Source organism: Mucilaginibacter pallidiroseus (genome assembly GCF_007846085.1).
In the GTDB taxonomy this organism is placed as follows: Bacteria; Bacteroidota; Bacteroidia; order Sphingobacteriales; family Sphingobacteriaceae; genus Mucilaginibacter; species Mucilaginibacter pallidiroseus.
In genome coordinates, this window is record NZ_VOEJ01000008.1 from 220342 (window position 1) to 240906 (window position 20565).

Genomic DNA, 20565 nt, shown 5'->3' on the forward strand with positions numbered 1-20565 from the left:
CCAAGGTAACAACAAATGGCTTATCAATAATTGTAAAAACCGTGACACCGCCTTTGCCGTTACTAACATCAACTGATAAGATGATGGCGGGGCTTACCAAAAAACTTTACAAATACATATTGCTTGCTGTGTTGCTGGTTGTTGCCGGTAACACAGCTAAGGCATATTCCATATTGGCGCATGAGGCGGTTATTGATGCATCATGGCGTAGCGATATTGTGCCCCTGCTTAAAAAGAAGTATCCGAGCGCAACTTACGACGAACTTTTGTTAGCACATTCGTACGCGTACGGTGGTAGCATAGTGGCAGATATGGGCTACATGCCTTTTGGCAATGGCTTTTTTACTGACCTGGTACACTACGTACGCAGCGGCGATTTTATTGAAACGCTTATAAGCGAATCGCAAAATTTGAACGAGTATGCCTTTTCGCTTGGTGCGTTGTCTCACTACATGGCCGATAAATATGGCCACTCGCTCTCAACTAACCGCAATGTGCCGATAGTTTATCCTAAGCTTAAGAAGAAATTTGGCGATGTGGTAACTTATGATGACGACCATACATCACACAGCCGGATGGAGTTTGCCTACGACGTTTTGCAGGTAGGGCAGGGCAATTATACATCAGAGGCTTACCGCGATTTTATTGGTTTTAATATGGCCGTACCTGTTTTGGAACGCGCCTTTTACAAAACTTACGGGCAAAAGCTAAACACCATATTTTCGAACATTAATTCGTCAATTAACATGATGCGTTGGGGGGTACGTAATTTGTTCCCGGCCCTTACAAAGAATGCCTACAAAGCCAACCGGGCCGAGATCGAAGAAATGCACCCCGGTATTACCGTTAAAAAATTCAGATACAAGATGAGCAGGCGTGCGTTTAACCTGCAATATGGTAAGGAGCGCAAGCACGGTAACTTTTTCTCGAAACTGGCTGCTGGCTTCATTAGCATATTGCCTAAGATAGGGCCGCTTAAAACGTTAAACTTTAAATCGCCGGGTGAAGAAGGGCAGCGACTTTTTGCCGAAAGTTTTGAAGCCATTGTGAAAAACTATAAGTCATCATTAAATGATGTGGACAACGGCAGGCTTGTATTGCCGGATATTGATTTTGATACCGGCCATGATACACATATTGGCGAATACCCGCTGGCAGATAAAACATGGGCAAAATTAGTAGAGACCTTGCAGAAACAAGGATTTAAACACTTAAATCCGCCATTGCAGCAAAGCATTGCAAGCTTTTATAATGCAAGCGGCACCCCGGATATTTACCGCGACAAGCCCGAGTATTGGGCAAAGTTGAGTACAGCCTTGCAGCAAATGAAAGCTATGCAGCCAATAGCGCAGGCTGATACACAGCCAGGTGATTCGATACAGCAAAACGGCAAAACCGATACACCCTCAAGTACAAATTAAATATCGTAAAAGCTGATAGATGGAGCTATGTTAGCAACGGCCAAAGCACCGGCATAGCCTTTAGTCACAGAAAAGGATTTTACTGTCCAGGCTTTACCAGAACCAAGCAAATCCGCATTTAAGTTGCTGATTCCATTCAATGATGGTGTATCGATTAAATGCTCGCCAAGGCCTTGCCCTGTGGCTTTTAGCAGCGCTTCCTTGCGTGTCCACAGTTTATAAAAGCGATTAGTTGACTCATTTTCCTTTATAAAATCACCCTCTGCTTGGCTGAAGTTATCAGGCAATATATCGGTAAAATCAAATTTAGGGTCGATATACTCAATGTCGCAACCAACGGCGTGCTTAGACACGGCTATAAGTATCCAATCGCCGGAATGCGAAACGTTATAGTTTAGATTTTGCACGCCGGAATTGGCGATATGAGGCTTTTTGTTATGGCTGAGGGCAAATCTTAAATCTTCAGGTTTAATATCAATGTAGCCACTTAAAATAGTCCGTTGATAGCCACGGCTTACTAAAAAGCGGTCGCGGTCTGCCTGGTGCAGGTATTTACTCCCTCTTTGTGCTTCGTCGGGTGTTAGAAGCCTTTTTAGATTTACAATTTCGTTAATGTGTTGGCTAATGCAAACACGCCAAAGATGAACGTCGGGATCGTTTAACAAGAAACCGTTAACCGGCATTTGCTGCCAGTCAACGGTTTCAAGATGTGCTATTGCAACGGATGCATTTTGTGGCATCACTTCGCCTTTTTTGCGGCCCTGTCAAGGCAGCCTTGTAAAACTTCAGCAAAAATCTTATCGTTAGGCGCTTTAAAGAGGGTATTATGTTCGCCCGGTATTTTATGCACGTTAATGCCGCCAAGTGCATAAGGCTGCCAGCCCATGTACTCAAAATCGTCTACATAAAACGAGTGTACTTCGGCTCTAAAAAGCTCTATTTCGAAGTTGTGCGGTTGCAGCGAATAATGTTTGGATGCCACATCATTTGCATGATCAATTTTATGCGAGTAGCCCGAAAAGCCAACCTGCTCATCATTTTTATTTAGCCTCATGTTCCACCACACGCGGGTTACACCTCGTTTAAGTGCCTTGCTGCGGCGGCGTATGGTTTGTTCAAAACCTTCCTGGAAGGTTAACGAATACCAAAGCCTGCGGCCAAAGTACATGGCGCGTTTTAAGTATTTAACAGGCAATGAGTCATAATGTGGCGAGCGGTACGCGTAGGTATCAAACATGCCAAGCATAATTACCTTTTTATTTAGTGCCTCCATTTGCTTGGCCATTTCCCAGGCAATTATTCCACCAAAGGAAAATCCTGCCAATGCATAAGGCCCATTAGGGTTTTGCGCCATTATTGACGATACATAATGGGCCGCTATATCTTCAATGCGGTTAAGCGGTTCGTCAACACCGTTAAGTCCTTTGGCCTGCATGCCGTAAACAGGCTGGTCCGGGTCCATATTTATGGCGAGGGCATTAAACAACAATACGTTTAAGCCGGCACCGTGCACAATATAAATAGGTATTTTGCTACCCGTTGGCTTAATGGGTACAAGTGAATCCCAAACTATCGATCGGCCATCCATTTGCAGCATCAGCGATAGTTTTTCTACCGTGGAATTTTCAAATAAAATGGCAAGGGGCAGGCGTTTACCTGTTTCCTTTTCAATCTGAGCCATTACCTTCACGGCAATAAGCGAGTGCCCGCCCAATTCAAAAAAGTTATCATAAACGCTGATTTTATCCAGGTTCAGGAATGTTTTCCAGATATCTGTTACCAGTTTTTCAACGTCGGTACGCGGGGCTTGGTACTGCTTCACCACAGCTGCGGGCACAGGGCCCTGGCCAGCCAGCGCCTTTTTATCAACTTTACCGTTTGGCGTGAGCGGCATCTCTGTTATCACAACAAAGTTGTCGGGCACCATATAGTCGGGCAGCGACTTTTTAAGCTCGGTACGCCATTGGCTATTCATTTCCGGCGAGCCAATGCCGCCATTGTGCAATACCACGTAGGCAACCAACTTATCAACGCCGTTTGCATCCGGCTGGGCAATTACCACAGCCTGCTTTACACCGTCAAACTGCGATAGGTTATATTCAATTTCGCCGGTTTCTATACGGTAACCACGAATTTTTACCTGCGCATCCATCCGCGATATGTACATCAGGTTACCATCTGCAGTAAACGTAGCGAGGTCTCCTGTGCGGTACATTTTTGCACCCGCAACGCCCGAGAATGGGTCGGCTATAAACTTTTCATCGGTAAGGGTCTGCTGGTTGTGGTAACCTTTTGCAACGCCCTCTCCGTTAATGTAAAGCTCGCCGGCTACACCGGGTTTAAGCGGATTCAGAAACTTGTCAAGAATGTAAATGCCCGTATTGTCAATTGGCTTACCAATGCTGATAACCTTATCGGCAGCAGTAATCTGTTTGATGGTTGACCATATGGTGGTCTCTGTCGGCCCGTAAACGTTCCATAGTGAGCTGGCATGGTCAAGTATACGGGTAGCCAACTCCATAGGCAGGGCCTCGCCGCCGCAAATCACTTTTATCCGTTCCTTGTCCCAGCCCGATTCAAGCAAAATGCGCCATGTATATGGCGTAGCCTGCATTACGGTTATCTTATCATTACGTATAATATCCAGCAACGCGCGGCCATCTTTCGCGGTAGCGCTATCAGCTAATACAATTTGCGCACCTGTTATAAGCGGTAAAAACAATTCCAGCCCGGCAATATCAAAGCTGATGGTGGTAACAGCAAGTAATTTATCATCGGCAGTTAAGCCCGGTACCTTTTGCATGCTGTACAAAAAGTTAACCACGTTGTGATGCGCTATTTTAACCCCTTTTGGCTGCCCGGTTGAGCCGGATGTGTACAAGATGTAAAGCAGATCGTTCGGCGATACTTTTACAGTCGGGTCGGTATCAGGCTGGCTATCCAGTTGGCTCCAGATCTCGTTAAGCAATATTTCTTTCGCCTTTGATTCATAAACCCCGGCATATTTTTTTGAGGTGATTAAAATCACCGATCCCGAATCTGCCAGCATGTAATTGATGCGGTTCATCGGGAAAATAGGATCAAGCGGGATGTACGTTGCGCCGGCCTTCATGATGGCCAATAAGCCGAACACCAACTCTGCCGATCTGTCGAGCGAAATGGCGACTTTATCACCCTGCTTTACGCCATTGCTTATGAGCAGCGCAGCCAGCTGGTTAGCTTTGCGATTGAGTTGCTTATATGTATACTCCTCTGCTCCGAATTTTAATGCTATGCTATTCGGATATTTTGCAGCCGTTTCGCTGATGATTTGATGCAGTGGTTTTTCTTTGGGATAATCAACCTTTGTATTGTTCCACTCGGCAAGTTGTTTAAACAATTCTTCCGAACGCATTAACGGCAGCTGGCCGATAGGCATATCTGGAGATTGTACCAGCTGTTTCAGTAAATGCTCAAACTCCTCCATCATCCGGTTGATAGACTCAACCTCGAACAATTGTGTATTGTACGACCATTCCAGCACCAGGTCGCCTTTATTATCCGTAATGTTCAGGAAAATCTCAAAGGTTTCGTACTCGCGCGGATTGTTGATGTAACGATGCGTTAGGTTATAAAACTTAATGCCATCATCCATCCCAATATCGATGTTAAACACCACAGGTACCAGTGGCAAACGTGATGCATCCCGGGGAATGTTCAGCTTTTTTAAAAGCGTACCAAAAGTGTATTGCTGATGCTCGTACGCATCCAATACCTGCCCTTTGCGGGTTTTAAGGTAATCAACAAATGATTTATCCGGTTTTGGGAAGCTGCGCAGCGCCAAAAGGTTTACGCAATGCCCTACAAGACCATAGTTACCTGTTGCTGATTGACCTGCAGATGGTAAACCAAGTATGATCTCGTCCTGCCCGGTTATTTGCTGCAGAAATACCTCGAATGCGGCCATTAAGGTAGTAACAAAGCTACCGCCTGCTTTACGGCCCATAGCCTTCACATCAGCAACTAGTTTGGCATCTAAGGCAAAGTCGCAGCGCTGGCTTTTGAAAGTACGGAAAGCGGGGCGCGGGTTATCAACCGGCATATTAAGCAGGTGGCTGCTGCCGGCAAAATGATCGAGCCAGTATTTTTCCGTTTCACGCTGCGACAAATTTTCTGCCATACGAATTTCTTCTTTGGCGTAGTCGCTAAATTTTGGTGCAGGTGGCACATCGGGCGTTTGCCCCTGTGCAAAAGCAGTATACAGTTTGCCCAGATCCTGCAGCATTATACCAACCGACCAGCCATCACAAACAATATGATGTGCCAGCATGGTTACATAGTGCTCATCACTGCTCAGCTTTAAAACTGAGGCCTTAAACAAGGGCCCGTTTACCAGATCGAGCGGTGTGATGGCGTTTTGACGGGTATAGTTTTTAAGAAACAGGATATGCTGGTCATGATCCTGCGTGGAAAGGTCCTGGTAATCGATACTGATTTCCGGATTTTCGAGTACGAAAATGGTTTTACCGTCGGCACTAAAGGTGCTGCGCAGAGCCTCGTGCCTGTCGCTCAGGGCCTGCAATGCCTTAAACATGGCATCCTTATTAAAAGCGCCATTAAGGCGTACAGACACAGAATCATTATAGGCACAACTGGCATCGGCACCACCTATAAGGCATGATGTCCAGATCTCGGCCTGCGACTCTGTTGCCGGGGCTATCAGTGAGATCTCCGGGCCCGCAAACGGGTCAAAATCTACAGGGCTTACCTCGTAACTGAAGTTTTTAGTTTCCAAATCCTACTCCGTTTTATGTTTAACCTGTAAAAACTTGCCGGGGTTTTGTTCATCTTTAATAAACCAACCCGGGTTGCCTTCACTGTCCCGGCCAAGCTTTGCACCAGGCACGGGCGGCTGCGTTAAATCAACAGGGGCAGGGGCAATGGCAGCCGTTTTTGGTGCATTGTCAGTTTCGCCGGAATTATACGTTGGTATAAATCCTGCCTCATGAAGTTCTTTAACGCTCTCGCGGAATTTCTCAATAATGGTATCTATTTCGGCATCGCCATGCGCATCTGTAATAAAGCAAGGGAAACCATCCATAATATGGATGCCCTTTAAACGCAGGTTGGTGAACAGCAATTCGCTGTATGGATACTCCTCATAAAATTTGGTTTTCCATAACGAGCCGAAGTGCGCTACATACATTGGCGTTTTGTACTCTTCCAAAATGCCGTTTATGGCGTTAGCCAGGCGGGTACATTTATCGGTTAAGCTTTGTTGCAGGGCAGGGCCGCGCTCTTTCATGTATAATAATGATGCCTTACAAGCGGCAAGTGCCAGTGGGTGCCTTACAAATGTGCCTGCAAAATAAGTAACGCCAGCCTCAGGGGTGGAGTTATCACCAAATTGCCAAAAGCCGCCATCAAGGGCATCCATAAATTGTTTTTTGCCTGCAATCACACCTACAGGTAAACCACCTCCAATAACCTTACCATACGTACCAAGGTCAGCACGAATGCCGGTTATGGCTTGTATGCCACCGGGGTGCATACGGAAGCCCGTAATCACTTCATCAAATATCAAGGCAGTGCCTGCATCGGCAGTAATTGTTCTCAGTTCTTTCAGGAAATCAAGCGGCAAAAATTCCGGCCGGCGGCTTTGTACCACCTCAACCATAACGGCTGCAATTTCATCGGCGCGCTCTTTAATGATCCTAAGCGTTTCGTCGGTGCCGTAGTCGAGTATCAGCATGTTTTGTACAGCCTCGGGCATAATCCCTGGAGCAGCCGGTACGGTTTTTAGTTTTTTGGTACCACGAACAATCACTTCATCCATAATACCATGGTACGAACCACTGAACGCTACAATGATTGAACGGCCTGTTACGGTACGCGCTATGCGCATAGCACCCAGTACACCTTCGCTGCCGGTGCTGCAAAGTGCTGCACGGTCAAACCCGGTAAACTCGCATAAAAGTTTTGAAACTTCACCGGCAAGTTCATGCTGCGGGCCAATTTCGTAACCTTTCTCTAACTGATCGGCAATAGCATTCTTTACAACGTCAGGCTGGTAGCCCAGCATGTTGGATCCAAACCCGTTTAAGGCATCAATATATTCGTTACCGTCAACATCCCAAAGGCGCGCGCCCTTTGATTTGTTTACCACTATTGGGTAAACAATTTCTTTTGTCAGCGGGCGGAACCCATTTACCACTCGCGGATCGGCCATGTAGGCGCGGTGCTGCTGGGTTTGTGACTTGCTTCTTTCAGTTTTTGCGGTATAATCGGCAATTACCTTATCAAGGTACGCCTGTTGTGTTTCGTTTAAGGTTTGTATGTTTTTTTCAATACGGGCTGTAGCACCAAAAGGCTTTTTAATCTCAATTAGCTCCTCGGGCGTTAAATCGGGCTGTAGTTCCTGCGGAGCTACCGGGGCTGTAACCTGCTCGTTTGTTACAACCTCAGGAGCAACAGGTGGCGGTTGTAATTCTACCTGCGTAGTGCGCACTTGCGGCGCAGCAGCACCACCCTGCATGCTGGCTACCTGGCTTGCCAATAGTGATAGATGCTGCGCTATCATGTTAAGTGCCTGGTTACCGCCATCGTTATAAACCGGAGCAGGCGCGGGCTGATAAACAGGCTGCTGATAACTTGCCTGTTGATAAACAGGTTGCTGATAAACGGGTTGTGGCGCTGCTTGCTGCTGGTATACAGGCTGCTGCTGTTGCGGCGCCGCTGCTTGTGGTGCCGGTGCAGTTGGCTGATACTTATCGGCAGGTAATACCTGGTCCAGGTAAGTGGCCAGCTCGGCAAGGGAGCCATATTCTTCAAACAGCTTCCGGAAAGTAAGCGTTACGTTAAATTCTTTTTTAAGATTGGTTGCCATTTGTGTGAGCAGCAACGAATCAAACCCAATTTCGACAAAGCTGGTTGTTGGGCTATCGATGTCGATGCCTGATGCATCTTCAAAGATATCCCTCAGCTTGTCAATCAACAGATCTTTTCTAACGGGCATAGTGATTAGTGTTTCTTTAGTGTTATCTATTAAAATTTCTGTGGGGGCTTCAAATGGAGGTGTAAGGGTGTTTATAGGCACAACCGGGTTAACCCAATAACGTTTACGATCGAAAGCGTAATTGGGTACAGTAACACGGCGGCGGTTTTGCCCTTCGTAAAAATTTTGCCAGTTGGGCTCGATGCCGTTGAGCCAAAGTTGGCCCAATGCGCGTATAACCGAACTGTATGTACTTTGTTCGTCGGTATTTACAATACCGGCAATGCTGGTTATGGCCTTGCCACCCGGCTGTTGTTTAACCAGGTTTGCCAGTACCGAGCCTGGGCCAACCTCGAGGGCTATGCGGCCATCATCTTCGGCAAGCACTTTGGCAACATCGGCAAACCTTACGGTATTACGCAGGTGCTGCGCCCAATATTGCGGGCTTGTGGCTTCGGCCTCTGTCATCCAGGTGCCGGTAATGGTTGATATAATAGGCTTTACCGGCGTGTTAAGCTTAATGCTTTTAACCACTTCTTCAAACGGGCCAACTATTCCATCCATCATAGACGAGTGGAAGGCATGGCTGGTTTGCAGCACGCGGTTGGCAATACCTTTTTGGTTAAGCAGCTCAATAAAATTATTTACGTCGTTAACCGGGCCGGCGGCTACTGCTGCTTTGGCTCCGTTTAATACAGCTATGTTGAGTGTATCCGGTAGTATCTGCTTTAACTCATCCTCGCTCATCCGTACCGATACCATGCTTCCGCCCGGCGCATCGCTCACCATTTTGGCCCGGGTAGATACCAGCTTTACAGCATCAGGCAACGAAAATACGCCTGCCAAATGCGCACCGACAAACTCGCCAATGCTATGGCCGGTAAAAATTGCAGGTTCAATTCCCCATTGCATCCACAGCTTTGCCATAGCATATGATATGATAAACAGGGCGGGCTGGGTGTAGAGCGTATTTTTAAGTTTTTGATTTGCGGTATCGTCAACGTCGTCAGTAAATATTACGCTCAGAATATCCTGCTGAGGCGTGCCTTGCAATAAGTCGACACACTCATTTACAGCAGTGGCAAAAACAGGTTCGTTGTTGTACAGCTCCCGACCCATATTTAAGTACTGCGCACCCTGACCGGGGAACATAAATGCAACTGAAGTAGCCTTGGTCTTTAATAATTTTGTGGCGGATTGATCTACGACCGCGTTTAGCTGAGATCGTAAGTCGGCTGTGGTATTTGCCACAACAAACCTGCGGTTATTAAAATCCTGATGGGTGGTTTGCAGGGTGTAAGCAATATCGGCAAGCGCATGTTTTGTATCTGCTAAATACGCAGATAGTTTTGCCTGATAGTTATCAACTGCCTTTTTAGTTTTGGCACTCCAGGTTATCAGCTGTACATCACGGCCGGGTTGTGAAGCCGGTATTTGTTGCAAATATTCCTCAAGCACAACATGTACGTTTGTGCCACCTACACCGAACGAGCTTACGCCTGCTATGCGCTTATTGGCCTGCCAGTCGGTTAGTTGTGTGTTTACGTAAAACGGACTGCTCTCAAAATCAATATTAGGGTTTGCCTGTTTGTAGTTTAAAGAAGGCAGCAGTTTTTGGTGGTATAACGACAGCGTAGTTTTAATAAATCCCGCCACGCCTGCGGCCGCCGTTAAGTGGCCCATATTACTTTTAATAGAACCGATGGCGCAATATTGTGTTTGCTGCTGCGGGCCGAAAGCCATTGTCAAGCCTTCAATCTCTATCGGGTCGCCAAGTGAGGTGGCGGTTCCGTGGGCTTCCACGTAGCTGATATCTGTAGCAGAAACGCCTGCATTTTGGATGGCCATTGCAATACAGCCCGCCTGGCCCGTAGCGTTTGGCGCGGTGAAGCTGCCTTTGCCTGCACCATCATTATTTACGCCAACGCCTTTTATAACCGAGTAGATGGTATCGCCGTCGGCAATAGCATCTTCCAATACTTTTAATACTACCACGCCGGCACCATCGCTGAATAGCGTGCCATCGGCATCGGCATCAAACGACCGGCAATGCCCGTCGCCGCTTAGCATGGTGCCCTGCTGGTACAGGTGCCCGCTGTTGATTGGCGATGTTATAGACGCACCACCTGCCAAAGCAACACTACACTGCCCGCTGCGAATGCTCTCTACCGCCTCAGCAATAGCTAAAAGCGATGTGGAACAGGCTGAATGTACGCTGATGGCCGGGCCCTTAAGGTTAAGCTCATAAGCTGTGCGGGTGGCCACGTAATCTTTTTCATTTAAAGTGGTTACCAAAAAGCTGCCCACTTTATTTATCAGCTCCTGATTCGGAATAACGTTGTTGATGTAATAGGTATTAGCCCCCACACCTGCAAACACGCCAATTAGGCCGTTGTATTTTGATGGCAGGTGGCCGCTATTTTCCAGCGCTTCCCAGGCTATTTCCAGGAAAATGCGCTGCTGCGGGTCCATCAGTTCGGCCACCTTAGGGTTAAGGCCAAAGAACATCGGGTCGAACTGGTCGGCATTATTGATAACCCCGCGGGCCTTTACATAATTGGGCGCATTTTTTACAGCAGGGGGAATGTATGCATCCAGCTCAGCATCAGTAAAAAACTTGATGGTTTCGCGTCCTTCCGAAAGTATCGCCCAAAGCTCATCAATGGTGTCGGCACCCGGAAAACGGCCTGCCATGCCAATTACGGCTATATCGCCATTGCTGCTTTTAACGCGTAGCTTTGGTAGCTGCGTTTGGTTTGCCGTATTTGCAGACCCATCCAGCAGCGCTGCAAGGCCTGCAACGGATGGAAACTGGTAAAGCTTTGTTATCGGCAGTATGTAGTTGTATTGCTTTTTAAGCGCAGTTACTGTCTTGAGACCCAAAAGAGAGTTACCGCCAAGCTCAAAAAAGTTGTCATCGATGCCTATTTGCTCAAACTGTAAAAGCTCCTGCCAAAGGGCTGCAATTTGTTTTTGTGTTTTGGTTGATGCAGGCTTGTAAAGGGTAGCCAGATCGGGCCGTTTTTGCTCGGGCTTGGGGAGTGCATTACGGTCAACCTTACCGCTGGCGGTTTTGGGCAATACCGTTAGCCATACATAAGCCGACGGCCACATGTAATCGGGCAGCTTTTCTTCAAGGGAATTGCGTACCTGTGCTGTATTGGTTTTTCCATTTGCCGATACCAGGTAGGCCACTAGTCGCTTATCGCCGGGGTTATCCTCACGGGCGGTCACGACGGATTGCTGCACACCGTCCAGTTGGTTAAGAAGCACTTCTATCTCGCCAATTTCTACCCGGTTACCACGAATTTTTACCTGTGTATCCTTACGGCCCAGGTACTCGATATTGCCATCGGGCAAAATGCGGCAAAGGTCGCCGCTGCGGTAAACACGGGTAGTAACGCCTTGAGCGTTCTGCCAGTTATCTACAAACTTTTCGGCTGTGAGTTCGGGCCTGTTCAAATAACCCAGGGCCAGGCCTGCGCCGCTTATGCAAAGTTCGCCGGTTGCGCCATCGGGCAGTTGTAACATCTGCTCGTCAAGTATACAAATGCCGGTGTTGGCAACCGGCGTGCCGATGGTAGGCAAAGCCGGCCATGTGTTGGGTGCGCCCTCCAGCCTTAGCGATGTGCTGATAACGCTGGTTTCGGTAGGGCCGTACATGTTAAAAAATGCACATCCCGGTAAAGCCTCAAAAAAGCGAACTACCTTCGGCGTAACTTTTAATTGCTCGCCGGCGGTAATTACTTCTTTTAAAGCCTGCGGATAAAATTGCTCAGCATCGGCAGTGTCTGTCAAATATTGCAGCGCTACAAACGGCAGGTTTAAGCGATTAATCTGCTCATTATCAATGTATGTAAGCAGTTTTAGCGGGTCTATACGGCTTTCATCATCAACCAAAACCAAAGTGCCGCCCATGCAAAGGGTGCCAAAAATTTCCATAACGGAAACGTCAAACACCAGGGGTGCAAACTGCAATGTGCGTGCACCTGCCGAGCTATCGGCGGTAACGGCTTTGTACCAGTTAATGAGGTTGATAACCCCTGAATGCCCTACGGCAACGCCTTTGGGCTTACCTGTTGAGCCGGAGGTGTAAATAATGTAGGCTACTCTTGTCTTAGCGCCATTAGTCAAATCATTATCCACGCTATGTTCAACGTCGGATGGTAAAACTATTACGGGCAAACGTTCAAAAAGGTGTTGTTCGGCAGTAATGGCCAGGCAGGTATCAACACCCGAATCGGTAATGATCTGTTCCAGTCGCTCGGCAGGGTATGATGGGTCGAGCGGGAGATAGGCCTTGCCTGCCTTGTGTATGGCAAGCAGGCCCACGATAGTTTCAACGCAACGGTGTGTACTTACACCTACTGCCAATGCATTTGGCGTGGCTGCAACCAATGCTTTTGCAAGTGCAGCGGCTTTAGTATTTAGCTGTGCATAGGTAAGCGTATCATTGCCAAATTTAACGGCTATAACATCAGGCGTTTGCCTGGCTTGTTCTTCAAATAAATGATGCAAAAACGCATCGTTTTCGCTCCCCGGTGTATACTGATTTGCTTGTAGTAAATCCATTAACTAACATTAGCAGCCAACGTTGCACAGCTATTAATTACAATTGGCTGGTTAAAAAATTATCGGATGAAAATAGTATTTTTTTGTAACAGAAACATCGACAATCACCCTAAAATTCATGAAAATTTCATCTTATAAGCTGCCCGACAACTTTTGTGTTTACCTTTTAATTAGTAAATTACTTTTTGTGGGTGTTTACGCTAAATGGCGAACTTAGTTTCACATCTTATTATCTTACCAAACTAATATAACCTGATAATGGAACAGCGTTATAGGTGGTTTTTATTACGTAGTAATATGTTGCAGGCGGAAGCGGTTTGCCTTGTAAATTGCCGTCCCAGCCGTTTATATAACCTAATGAGTGGTACACAAGTGCGCCGTTGCGGTTAAAAATATCTATAGTACATTGCGGGTAGGCAAGCAGGGCAATTATATTCCACCTGTCGTTAATGCCATCTGCGTTCGGGGTAAAGGTGTTGGGGATGACAAGAGGCTTTAAGGTAATGATCAGTATCTCATTAGATACGGCTGTTTGCGGCAGTATGCAGTTGCCGGGGGCTTTAACCTCGCATCGTACCTTGTCGCCAAGGGTTAATCGCGAAGAAGTAAAGGTGGGACTGTTTGTGCCGTCGGGCAGGCTATTTACATACCATTGGTAGCTGACACCAGTTTTGTATGATGCATTAGCGGTAAACGTTACCGCTTGCCCATCGTTGATCACATTGTTAGCCGCGGAGGACGTAATAGATACCGAACTATTTATGATTGGCGTGCCGGTAATAACTATTTCATTTGATGTTGCATCTAACGTACCGCATGACGAGTAACTTACTACCTCGCACCTTACTACGTCATTGGTTTGTAGGGTTGAACTGCTAAACGTAGGCAGGTTATCGCCCACTTTGCCGCCGTTTACAGTCCATTTGTATTCGGGAAAGGTACCTAAGCCGGTAACGGCGGCCTTAAAGCTCGTTTTTGCACCCAGGCATTCCAGGTCGTCATCAGAAGTTATAGCGATGGTTAACGAGCCCGGCTCAATTATCGACATAGCAATTGCATTGGAAATAATGGTTTGCGTTGTTCTGCAGCGGCTGGTCATGGTGACTGCGCAGGTAATCACGTCGCCGTTTTGTAATAAAGATGACGAAAATTGCCCCGGGGTATTGTTATTGTTACTTGCAGAATTACCGTTTATGCGCCAAACGTATTTTAGCTGTATATCAGGGTCGTTGGTATTATATTCCACAGCTGTGCCAAGCTCGATAAATGCATTTTTGCATGCTGTTATACGGTTTTGATTGATGCCGTTAGAAAAGGAGTAAATGCTCACATTACCATCGAATTGTACAAAAGGTGCGCGTACGTCTATTTTATTTGATGCTACCTGCTCGCCGGTGTTAAGATCAGTTACCACACAATCAACAATGCTGCCAGGTGCTATAGCTAAGGAGTTATCGGCGTTAAATGAAGCGGTTGTCGCGTTAATAGGGCTGTTGTTCACCCGCCATTGATACCTGATATTTGGCCCAAGGCGGGTGACAACTGCGTAGAACCTTGCAAAGGTACCCGGACAGGGCGGATTGTTTTCGGCAGATATGTTAACCGAACCAGCATTATCATGCTTAGGGGTAGCTTTGCAAACCAAGGTAAACACCAGGGTACATAGGCAAAGTGATAGCCACAGCAAGCGATACATGCAAACATTAAATTAAGGTAACGCTTAAAGATACGAATGTTGGCTAAATGGCAAAACTTTAATGTTTAACGGTTACTTAAAATGATAAGCCCTTAAGAAAAATAGCAACCATATGGCCGGGAAATGAGTATATGACGTTATAAACACGATTTTGCCCTAAAGTGAAATTAATAAATTAGAATTTATTTCATCTTTACAGCACATTAGCATAAGAATGAATAGATACGCCCAGATTACCCAATTCCTGCACACGTCGTCGCATTTTTATGCTATTGCCATAGGAATAGACAGTACTTACTCGTACGTGAGCCCTAACTACGACCGTAATTTTAGCTTAGGCAAAGGCACGCTTAAAGGGCAGCATTTTTCGGTAACCCTGCATCCAGAGGATATACGCATTTGTGAAGAGGTTGGTCCGAAATGTTTTGCAGACCCTGAGCGCCTTTTCCCGGCCACGCTGCGAAAGCACGACGGTAACGGTGGCTTTATTACAACGCAATGGGAAATGAGGGGCATGCTTGACGAGAACGGCTTGCCGAAGAGCATTTTTTGCATTGGCTATAACATTACCGAGTTTTTGGATACCCAGGCAAAACTTGATCAGGCTGCTTTGCAACTGGATGAGATTAGCTTTATACAGTCGCACGGGGTACGCCGGCCACTGGCAAACATTATGGGTATAGCCAAGTTATTGGAGCTGACCGAAGATGTAGATGAGATAAAGCAACTGACCCAAATGCTTACTGAGAGCGCCAATGAATTTGACGCCATAATTAACGAGATATCAAATAAGAAAAGTTAGGGCTGCCGTTTTACTGAGAAGTTGAGCTTTCTAATAAAGGATAGACAAACTTCATCAGTCTTTAATTTTTATCCTTATCGGCCCTTTAATGTTATCCACATCTATTGGTTCGCCTTTTTGGGTTATAACTACCTGCCCGCTTTTGTGCATCTCAACAGCAACTTTTCGCACATCGTCCATGTGCTTACGCCAATCATCGGGGAAAAGTGCACGGGCAATTTCAGACGGGCATGTGCTTTTTTCTGCGCCACGCTCTTTCGCCATTGAAAGTGTCTTTTTTTCGATAATTGCTCTCTTCATACTTGGAAATATGTAATGACAGTACAATTTTCATTTTAGCAATATAAGTGCCGCTAAAATAGTGATTGCCGGATTGACGATGAATTACAAGTGATAAGCATTACAAGCGTACAGCCTGAAGACATATATTGTGGTTTTAACTATCATTGCGTTATATTTACACATTGCCAATTGTAACCTATAAACCAACAATATGATTAGAAAAATTACCGTGCTAACATTAGCGGCTGTTTGCCTGCTAAAAGCTTCGGCGTTTTGCCAAAGCGATGACGCCATTAAAGCTGGCGAGGGTATTGCAGTTACTGCTACTACCAATGGTAAAGTGAAGGGCTACCTGCATAACAATATCTTCACTTTTAAGGGGATTCCTTACGCGCAGTCCGAACGATTCACGGCTCCGCAAAAGCCAAAGCCATGGACTGATGTAAGGAGTTCGATGACCTATGGCCCGGTATGCCCAACTGATCCAACCACAACTGTTAACGATCCGTTCGAGTTTGCATTTAACCATAACCTTGGCTACTCAAACGAGCACTGCCAAACGCTCAATGTTTGGACGCAGAAGTTAAACGATGGGAAAAAACGCCCAGTAATGGTATGGTTGCACGGCGGCGGTTTTACAGCAGGCTCGTCTATCGAATTACCATCGTACGATGGCGAAAACCTGGCTAAAAAAGGCGATGTCGTTTTGGTTTCGGTAAATCATCGTCTTAACGTTTTGGGATTCCTCGATCTATCGGCTTATGGTGAAAAGTATAAAAACTCGGGCAATGCAGGCCTTGCCGATTTAGTTGCTGCCCTGCAATGGGTTAAAGATAACATTGCACAGTTTGGAGGCGACCCAAACAACGTGACCATTTTTGGACAGTCTGGCGGTGGCGGTAAAGTTACCTGTATGATGAATACGCCTGCCGCCAAGGGTTTATTTAACAAAGCCATAGTCGAAAGTGGCAGCTATATTACGTCATTTACAGATAAGGCTGTTTCACAAAAGGTAGCGGCAGCACTACTTGCAGAACTGCACCTTCAGCCTGCACAAGTAGATTCGCTACAGAAAATACCTTACGAGACATTGAACACGGCAAGCAAAAAAGCTATTGCCAAAGTAAGCGCTGATCTAAAAAAGGATGGACAGCCGGTTAACGTGGGCTGGAATGCAGTACTGGACGGTGAAATGTTCCCTTATCAGCCATCTGATGCTAAGGCTATGGAACTGGGTAAAAACATCCCGTTATTGGTAGGAACAACCAAAAATGAATTTGCCGCTTTTGCACCTACACCTAAAGATCTTACTATGGATAAAGCAAAGGCTACACTATCAAAACGCTACGGCGCCAATACCGATGCTTATATCACAGCAGTAAAAGAGGCTTATCCAAACACTAACAAGCCGTCTGAGTATCTTGATATCGAGTTCGGCTTCCGCTCTTTGGCTATAAAACAGGCTGATCAAAAATCCGGCTTGGCGGGTGCAGCACCTGTATATATGTACCTCTTTACCTGGCAATCGCCCGTAAACGATGGCATGTATAAAGCGATGCACTGTATGGACATTGCCTTTCAATTTGATAACATTAAGCGTTGTGAAGAGATGACCGGCGGCGGTAAAGATGCTTATGCACTTGCCTCAAAAATTAGCAGTGCCTGGATCAATTTTGCAAAAACGGGTAACCCTAATACGCCTAGTTTGCCTAAGTGGCCTGCTTATACAACGGCTAACGGCGCTACAATGATTTTAGATATAAAGCCGGAACTACGTAATCATCCCGATGCGGCGTTACTAAAAATTGCTTTGGCAACTGCGCGCTAAAATATTATAACAGGCCTTAATGTGCTTTGTATATAAACGACTCAAAAAAGAGCCTCTGACGTATTTGTCAGAGGCTTTATTTGTTTTACAGCTATTTTGATAAGTAGTCCATTAGTGCTTAATAATAGCTTGCTAAAACTTGATTAATAATTGTCTGATAACCAAGGCATTGTTGATAATAAATATCTTTTTATAAAGCTTTAAAATAGAATTACGCGAGAAATTTCTATTCTGTTGTGTCCAACAATTGCTGCTAAAGCCTGTTGCCTTATAACATCAAAAATTATCTAATAGGAAAACATGTCAGAAACAACAAAGAAAAAACTAGAAAACCCTGCAGGCAAATATCCTGCACCACCGTTTGACAGGCAGCCGCAAGAAGTGCCCGGCCTTGCATCAAAAATGAAACCGCTGCCAGATCATGGTGAAGAGAGCTATAAAGGTTCGGGCAGGCTTGAAGGTCGTAAAGCTTTAATAACAGGCGGCGACTCCGGGATAGGCCGTGCCGCTGCAATTGCTTACGCACGTGAGGGTGCTGACGTAGTAATTAACTATCTTCCGGAAGAACAAAGTGATGCCGACGAAGTAATTGCTTTGATACAGGCAGCCGGACAGAAAGGTGTGGCTATTCCAGGAGATATTACTGATCCGGAATTTTGCAAAGAATTGGTTTCAACTGCTGTGTCTGAACTTGGCGGGCTGGATATTCTGGTGAATAATGCCGGCAGACAGCAAGCTATTGACTCTATATTGGACATTACGGAAGAGGGCTTTGATGCTACCATCAAAACAAACATTTACGCGCCATTTTGGATAACTAAAGCCGCTTTGCCTCACTTGCCGGAAGGCTCGGCTATCATTGCAACAACATCGGTGCAGGCGTATGATCCGTCTGAGAATCTTTTTGACTATGCACAAACTAAAGCCGCAAACGTAGCTTATGTAAAGTCGTTAGCAAAACAACTTGGGCCAAAAGGAATAAGGGTTAACGGAGTTGCGCCCGGCCCAGTATGGACACCATTACAGGTAAGTGGCGGGCAGCCTCAGGATGCAATAGAAAAATTTGGCTCGGTAACGCCTTTGGGTCGCCCTGGTCAACCTGCCGAGCTGGCCTCAATATTTGTACAATTAGCCGATGCTGACGCAAGTTACGCAACCGGCCAGGTTTATGGTGCAGCAGGTGGTAACGGCCATCCGTAAGCCAACAATTTAACTATCCGTGCCGGGCTGTGTATCAGCCCGGCTTTTTATTAGCCGATAACATTACATGAAACAACCATCCATATCCTCGCTTGCCGTTATAAGTGACAGGCACACCTGTGCTATTCTTGATAAAGAAGGTACCATAAGTTGGTACTGCCCCGGTGCATTTGATAGTGCCGCTCTTTTTTCTTCACTGATTGACGAGGCCAAAGCAGGCTTTTGGGAGGTCAGTAACCAAAACTTATCTTTTTTAAAACGCAAGTTTGCTGATAGGAGTAGCGTACTGATTACAAGCTTTGAGGCGGCTGACAAGCAATTTACCTTGACAGATTTTATGCCTCTTGATAAACCCTACAAGGGCGTATGCCGCCAGTTTAATGACGTGCCCCCGGACTTTAGCTGGAAAATTCGCCTGAGAGCAGATTATGGCTTGCAGACTGCTAAATTCACGCAAAAAAATCACAATACCATTCATTTATCAGATGAAGGCATATGGTTGCATAGTGCACATGAGTTGACTATTGAAGGTGACGTTGTAAAGTGCTTTATTCCTGCCGGTGAAAGTTCATGGGCCGCTCTGATTAATACAGATAAAATGGATGAAGGGGAGTTTAACGAGGCATTGTCATCTACGCTTAAATCATGGAAAGAAATTAAAGGACACGTAGACTATAGCGGCCCTTATGAGGCGGGAGTTCGCAATTCGTTACGGGCATTGCAGCAAATGGTTTACGAGCCTACGGGTGGCATTATTGCGGCACCGACTACAGGCTTGCCCGAAGTGATTGGCGGTAAAAGAAATTACGATTACCGTTACGTTTGGATGCGTGATGCCGCACTGATAACATCATCGTTGGTAGGCTTGGATACAGATGGCAAGGTTGAAAAAGCTTTCATGTCATTCGTTTCCGGCGCGATGATTAAAAATAACCAATCGCATGTATCGTGCTTTTATGGGATTGATCAAACTATTCGGAAGGATGTGAGGTATTTGCCGTTGAGCGGATATGAAGGCAGCCGCCCGCTAATGGCCGGCAACACAGCAGCAGATCAGTTTCAATTGGATGCTGAGGCAAGCATCTTGTTGGCCTGTGGCGCTATATATGCCAAAACAGACGAGCGCCCCGCATGGGACACCGTAGAGTTGATTGCCGACTACATTTGCAAAAACTGGGAGCGAAAAGACAATGGGATATGGGAAGAAGAGCAGATACAGCACTATACGTCGAGCAAAGGCTTGGCGGCCCGGGCACTGGAAGTAATGGCTCAATACCAGGATGATAAAGAAATTGCTGAACGGTGGCTTTATAATGCTGGCTTAATCCGGGACTTTATAGCGGCAAACTGCATTACAATATACGGAGCGTTTGCAGTACATGCCGGGTCTGAAGACGTTGATATATCATGCGCCTTGCTTGCATCTTTCGGCTTTGTTGATGCAAATGATAAACATTTGAAAGCTACAATAAATGCAATAGAGGAACGATATAGCGACGGAAACCTTTATCGCCGCCATTTGATGGAGTTTGATTCTGCAAACGAGGGTGTTTTTTTAGCAGCAAGTTGTTGGATGGCCCACTATTATGTACTTGCTAAAAACCCGGCTAAGGCCAGGTTAATATTAAGCGCAGTTCAAGATTGCGCTAACGACCTTGGTTATTTAAGCGAGGAATATGATGCCAAGGCAGGAGTCATGCTGGGTAATTTTCCGCAAACATTTGTGCATTCATCGTTCATTTGTGCAGTAAACGAATTAAAGAACTTTAATTCATAGTTTAAAAACTACTC

10 protein-coding genes are annotated in these 20565 nt (G+C 46.1%); 5 read left to right on the plus strand and 5 right to left on the minus strand.

From position 1 onward, the window contains the following. Positions 1-41 precede the first annotated feature (41 nt). The gene (locus FPZ43_RS16530; RefSeq protein WP_146383040.1) at positions 42-1421 is read left to right on the plus strand and encodes a zinc dependent phospholipase C family protein; all 1380 of its coding nucleotides are present in this window, start codon (positions 42-44) and stop codon (positions 1419-1421) included. Here the strand turns inward: FPZ43_RS16530 and FPZ43_RS16535 are convergent. The 4 genes from FPZ43_RS16535 to FPZ43_RS16550 all read right to left on the minus strand — a co-directional run bounded on the left by FPZ43_RS16535 (position 1418) and on the right by FPZ43_RS16550 (position 14662). Continuing rightward, complete coding sequence (locus FPZ43_RS16535) at positions 1418-2161, minus strand: 4'-phosphopantetheinyl transferase family protein (protein WP_146383041.1); 744 nt, start codon at positions 2159-2161, stop codon at positions 1418-1420. The genes FPZ43_RS16530 and FPZ43_RS16535 overlap by 4 nt on opposite strands. Continuing rightward, a complete protein-coding gene (locus FPZ43_RS16540) occupies positions 2161-6195 on the minus strand; it encodes a non-ribosomal peptide synthetase (protein WP_146383042.1) in 4035 nt (1344 codons plus the stop codon). Before FPZ43_RS16540 ends, FPZ43_RS16535 begins: the two co-directional genes overlap by 1 nt. A 3-nt stretch (positions 6196-6198) precedes the next feature. After that, complete coding sequence (locus tag FPZ43_RS16545; protein ID WP_146383043.1) at positions 6199-12966, minus strand: polyketide synthase; 6768 nt, start codon at positions 12964-12966, stop codon at positions 6199-6201. 229 nt (positions 12967-13195) lie between these two features. Beyond that, positions 13196-14662, minus strand: coding sequence for a gliding motility-associated C-terminal domain-containing protein (locus FPZ43_RS16550; protein WP_146383044.1), 1467 nt, complete (start codon positions 14660-14662; stop codon positions 13196-13198). 214 nt (positions 14663-14876) lie between these two features. Here FPZ43_RS16550 and FPZ43_RS16555 point away from each other — a divergent pair, with 214 nt between their 5' ends. After that, on the plus strand, positions 14877-15464 hold the full coding sequence (locus tag FPZ43_RS16555) for a hypothetical protein (RefSeq protein ID WP_146383045.1): 588 nt from the start codon (positions 14877-14879) through the stop codon (positions 15462-15464). Positions 15465-15518: 54 nt separating this feature from the next. Here the strand turns inward: FPZ43_RS16555 and FPZ43_RS16560 are convergent, their stop codons facing one another. Then, positions 15519-15764 (minus strand): DUF3253 domain-containing protein, encoded by a 246-nt coding sequence (locus tag FPZ43_RS16560; protein WP_146383046.1) that lies wholly within the window; start codon positions 15762-15764, stop codon positions 15519-15521. Positions 15765-15957: 193 nt separating this feature from the next. Here FPZ43_RS16560 and FPZ43_RS16565 point away from each other — a divergent pair, with 193 nt between their 5' ends. The 3 genes from FPZ43_RS16565 to FPZ43_RS16575 all read left to right on the plus strand — a co-directional run bounded on the left by FPZ43_RS16565 (position 15958) and on the right by FPZ43_RS16575 (position 20551). Beyond that, the gene (locus FPZ43_RS16565) at positions 15958-17574 is read left to right on the plus strand and encodes a carboxylesterase/lipase family protein (protein ID WP_146383047.1); all 1617 of its coding nucleotides are present in this window, start codon (positions 15958-15960) and stop codon (positions 17572-17574) included. A gap of 300 nt (positions 17575-17874) precedes the next feature. Further along, on the plus strand, positions 17875-18774 hold the full coding sequence (locus FPZ43_RS16570; RefSeq protein ID WP_146383048.1) for an SDR family oxidoreductase: 900 nt from the start codon (positions 17875-17877) through the stop codon (positions 18772-18774). 67 nt (positions 18775-18841) lie between these two features. Further along, a complete protein-coding gene (locus tag FPZ43_RS16575) occupies positions 18842-20551 on the plus strand; it encodes a glycoside hydrolase family 15 protein (RefSeq protein WP_146383049.1) in 1710 nt (569 codons plus the stop codon). Positions 20552-20565: the final 14 nt, after the last annotated feature.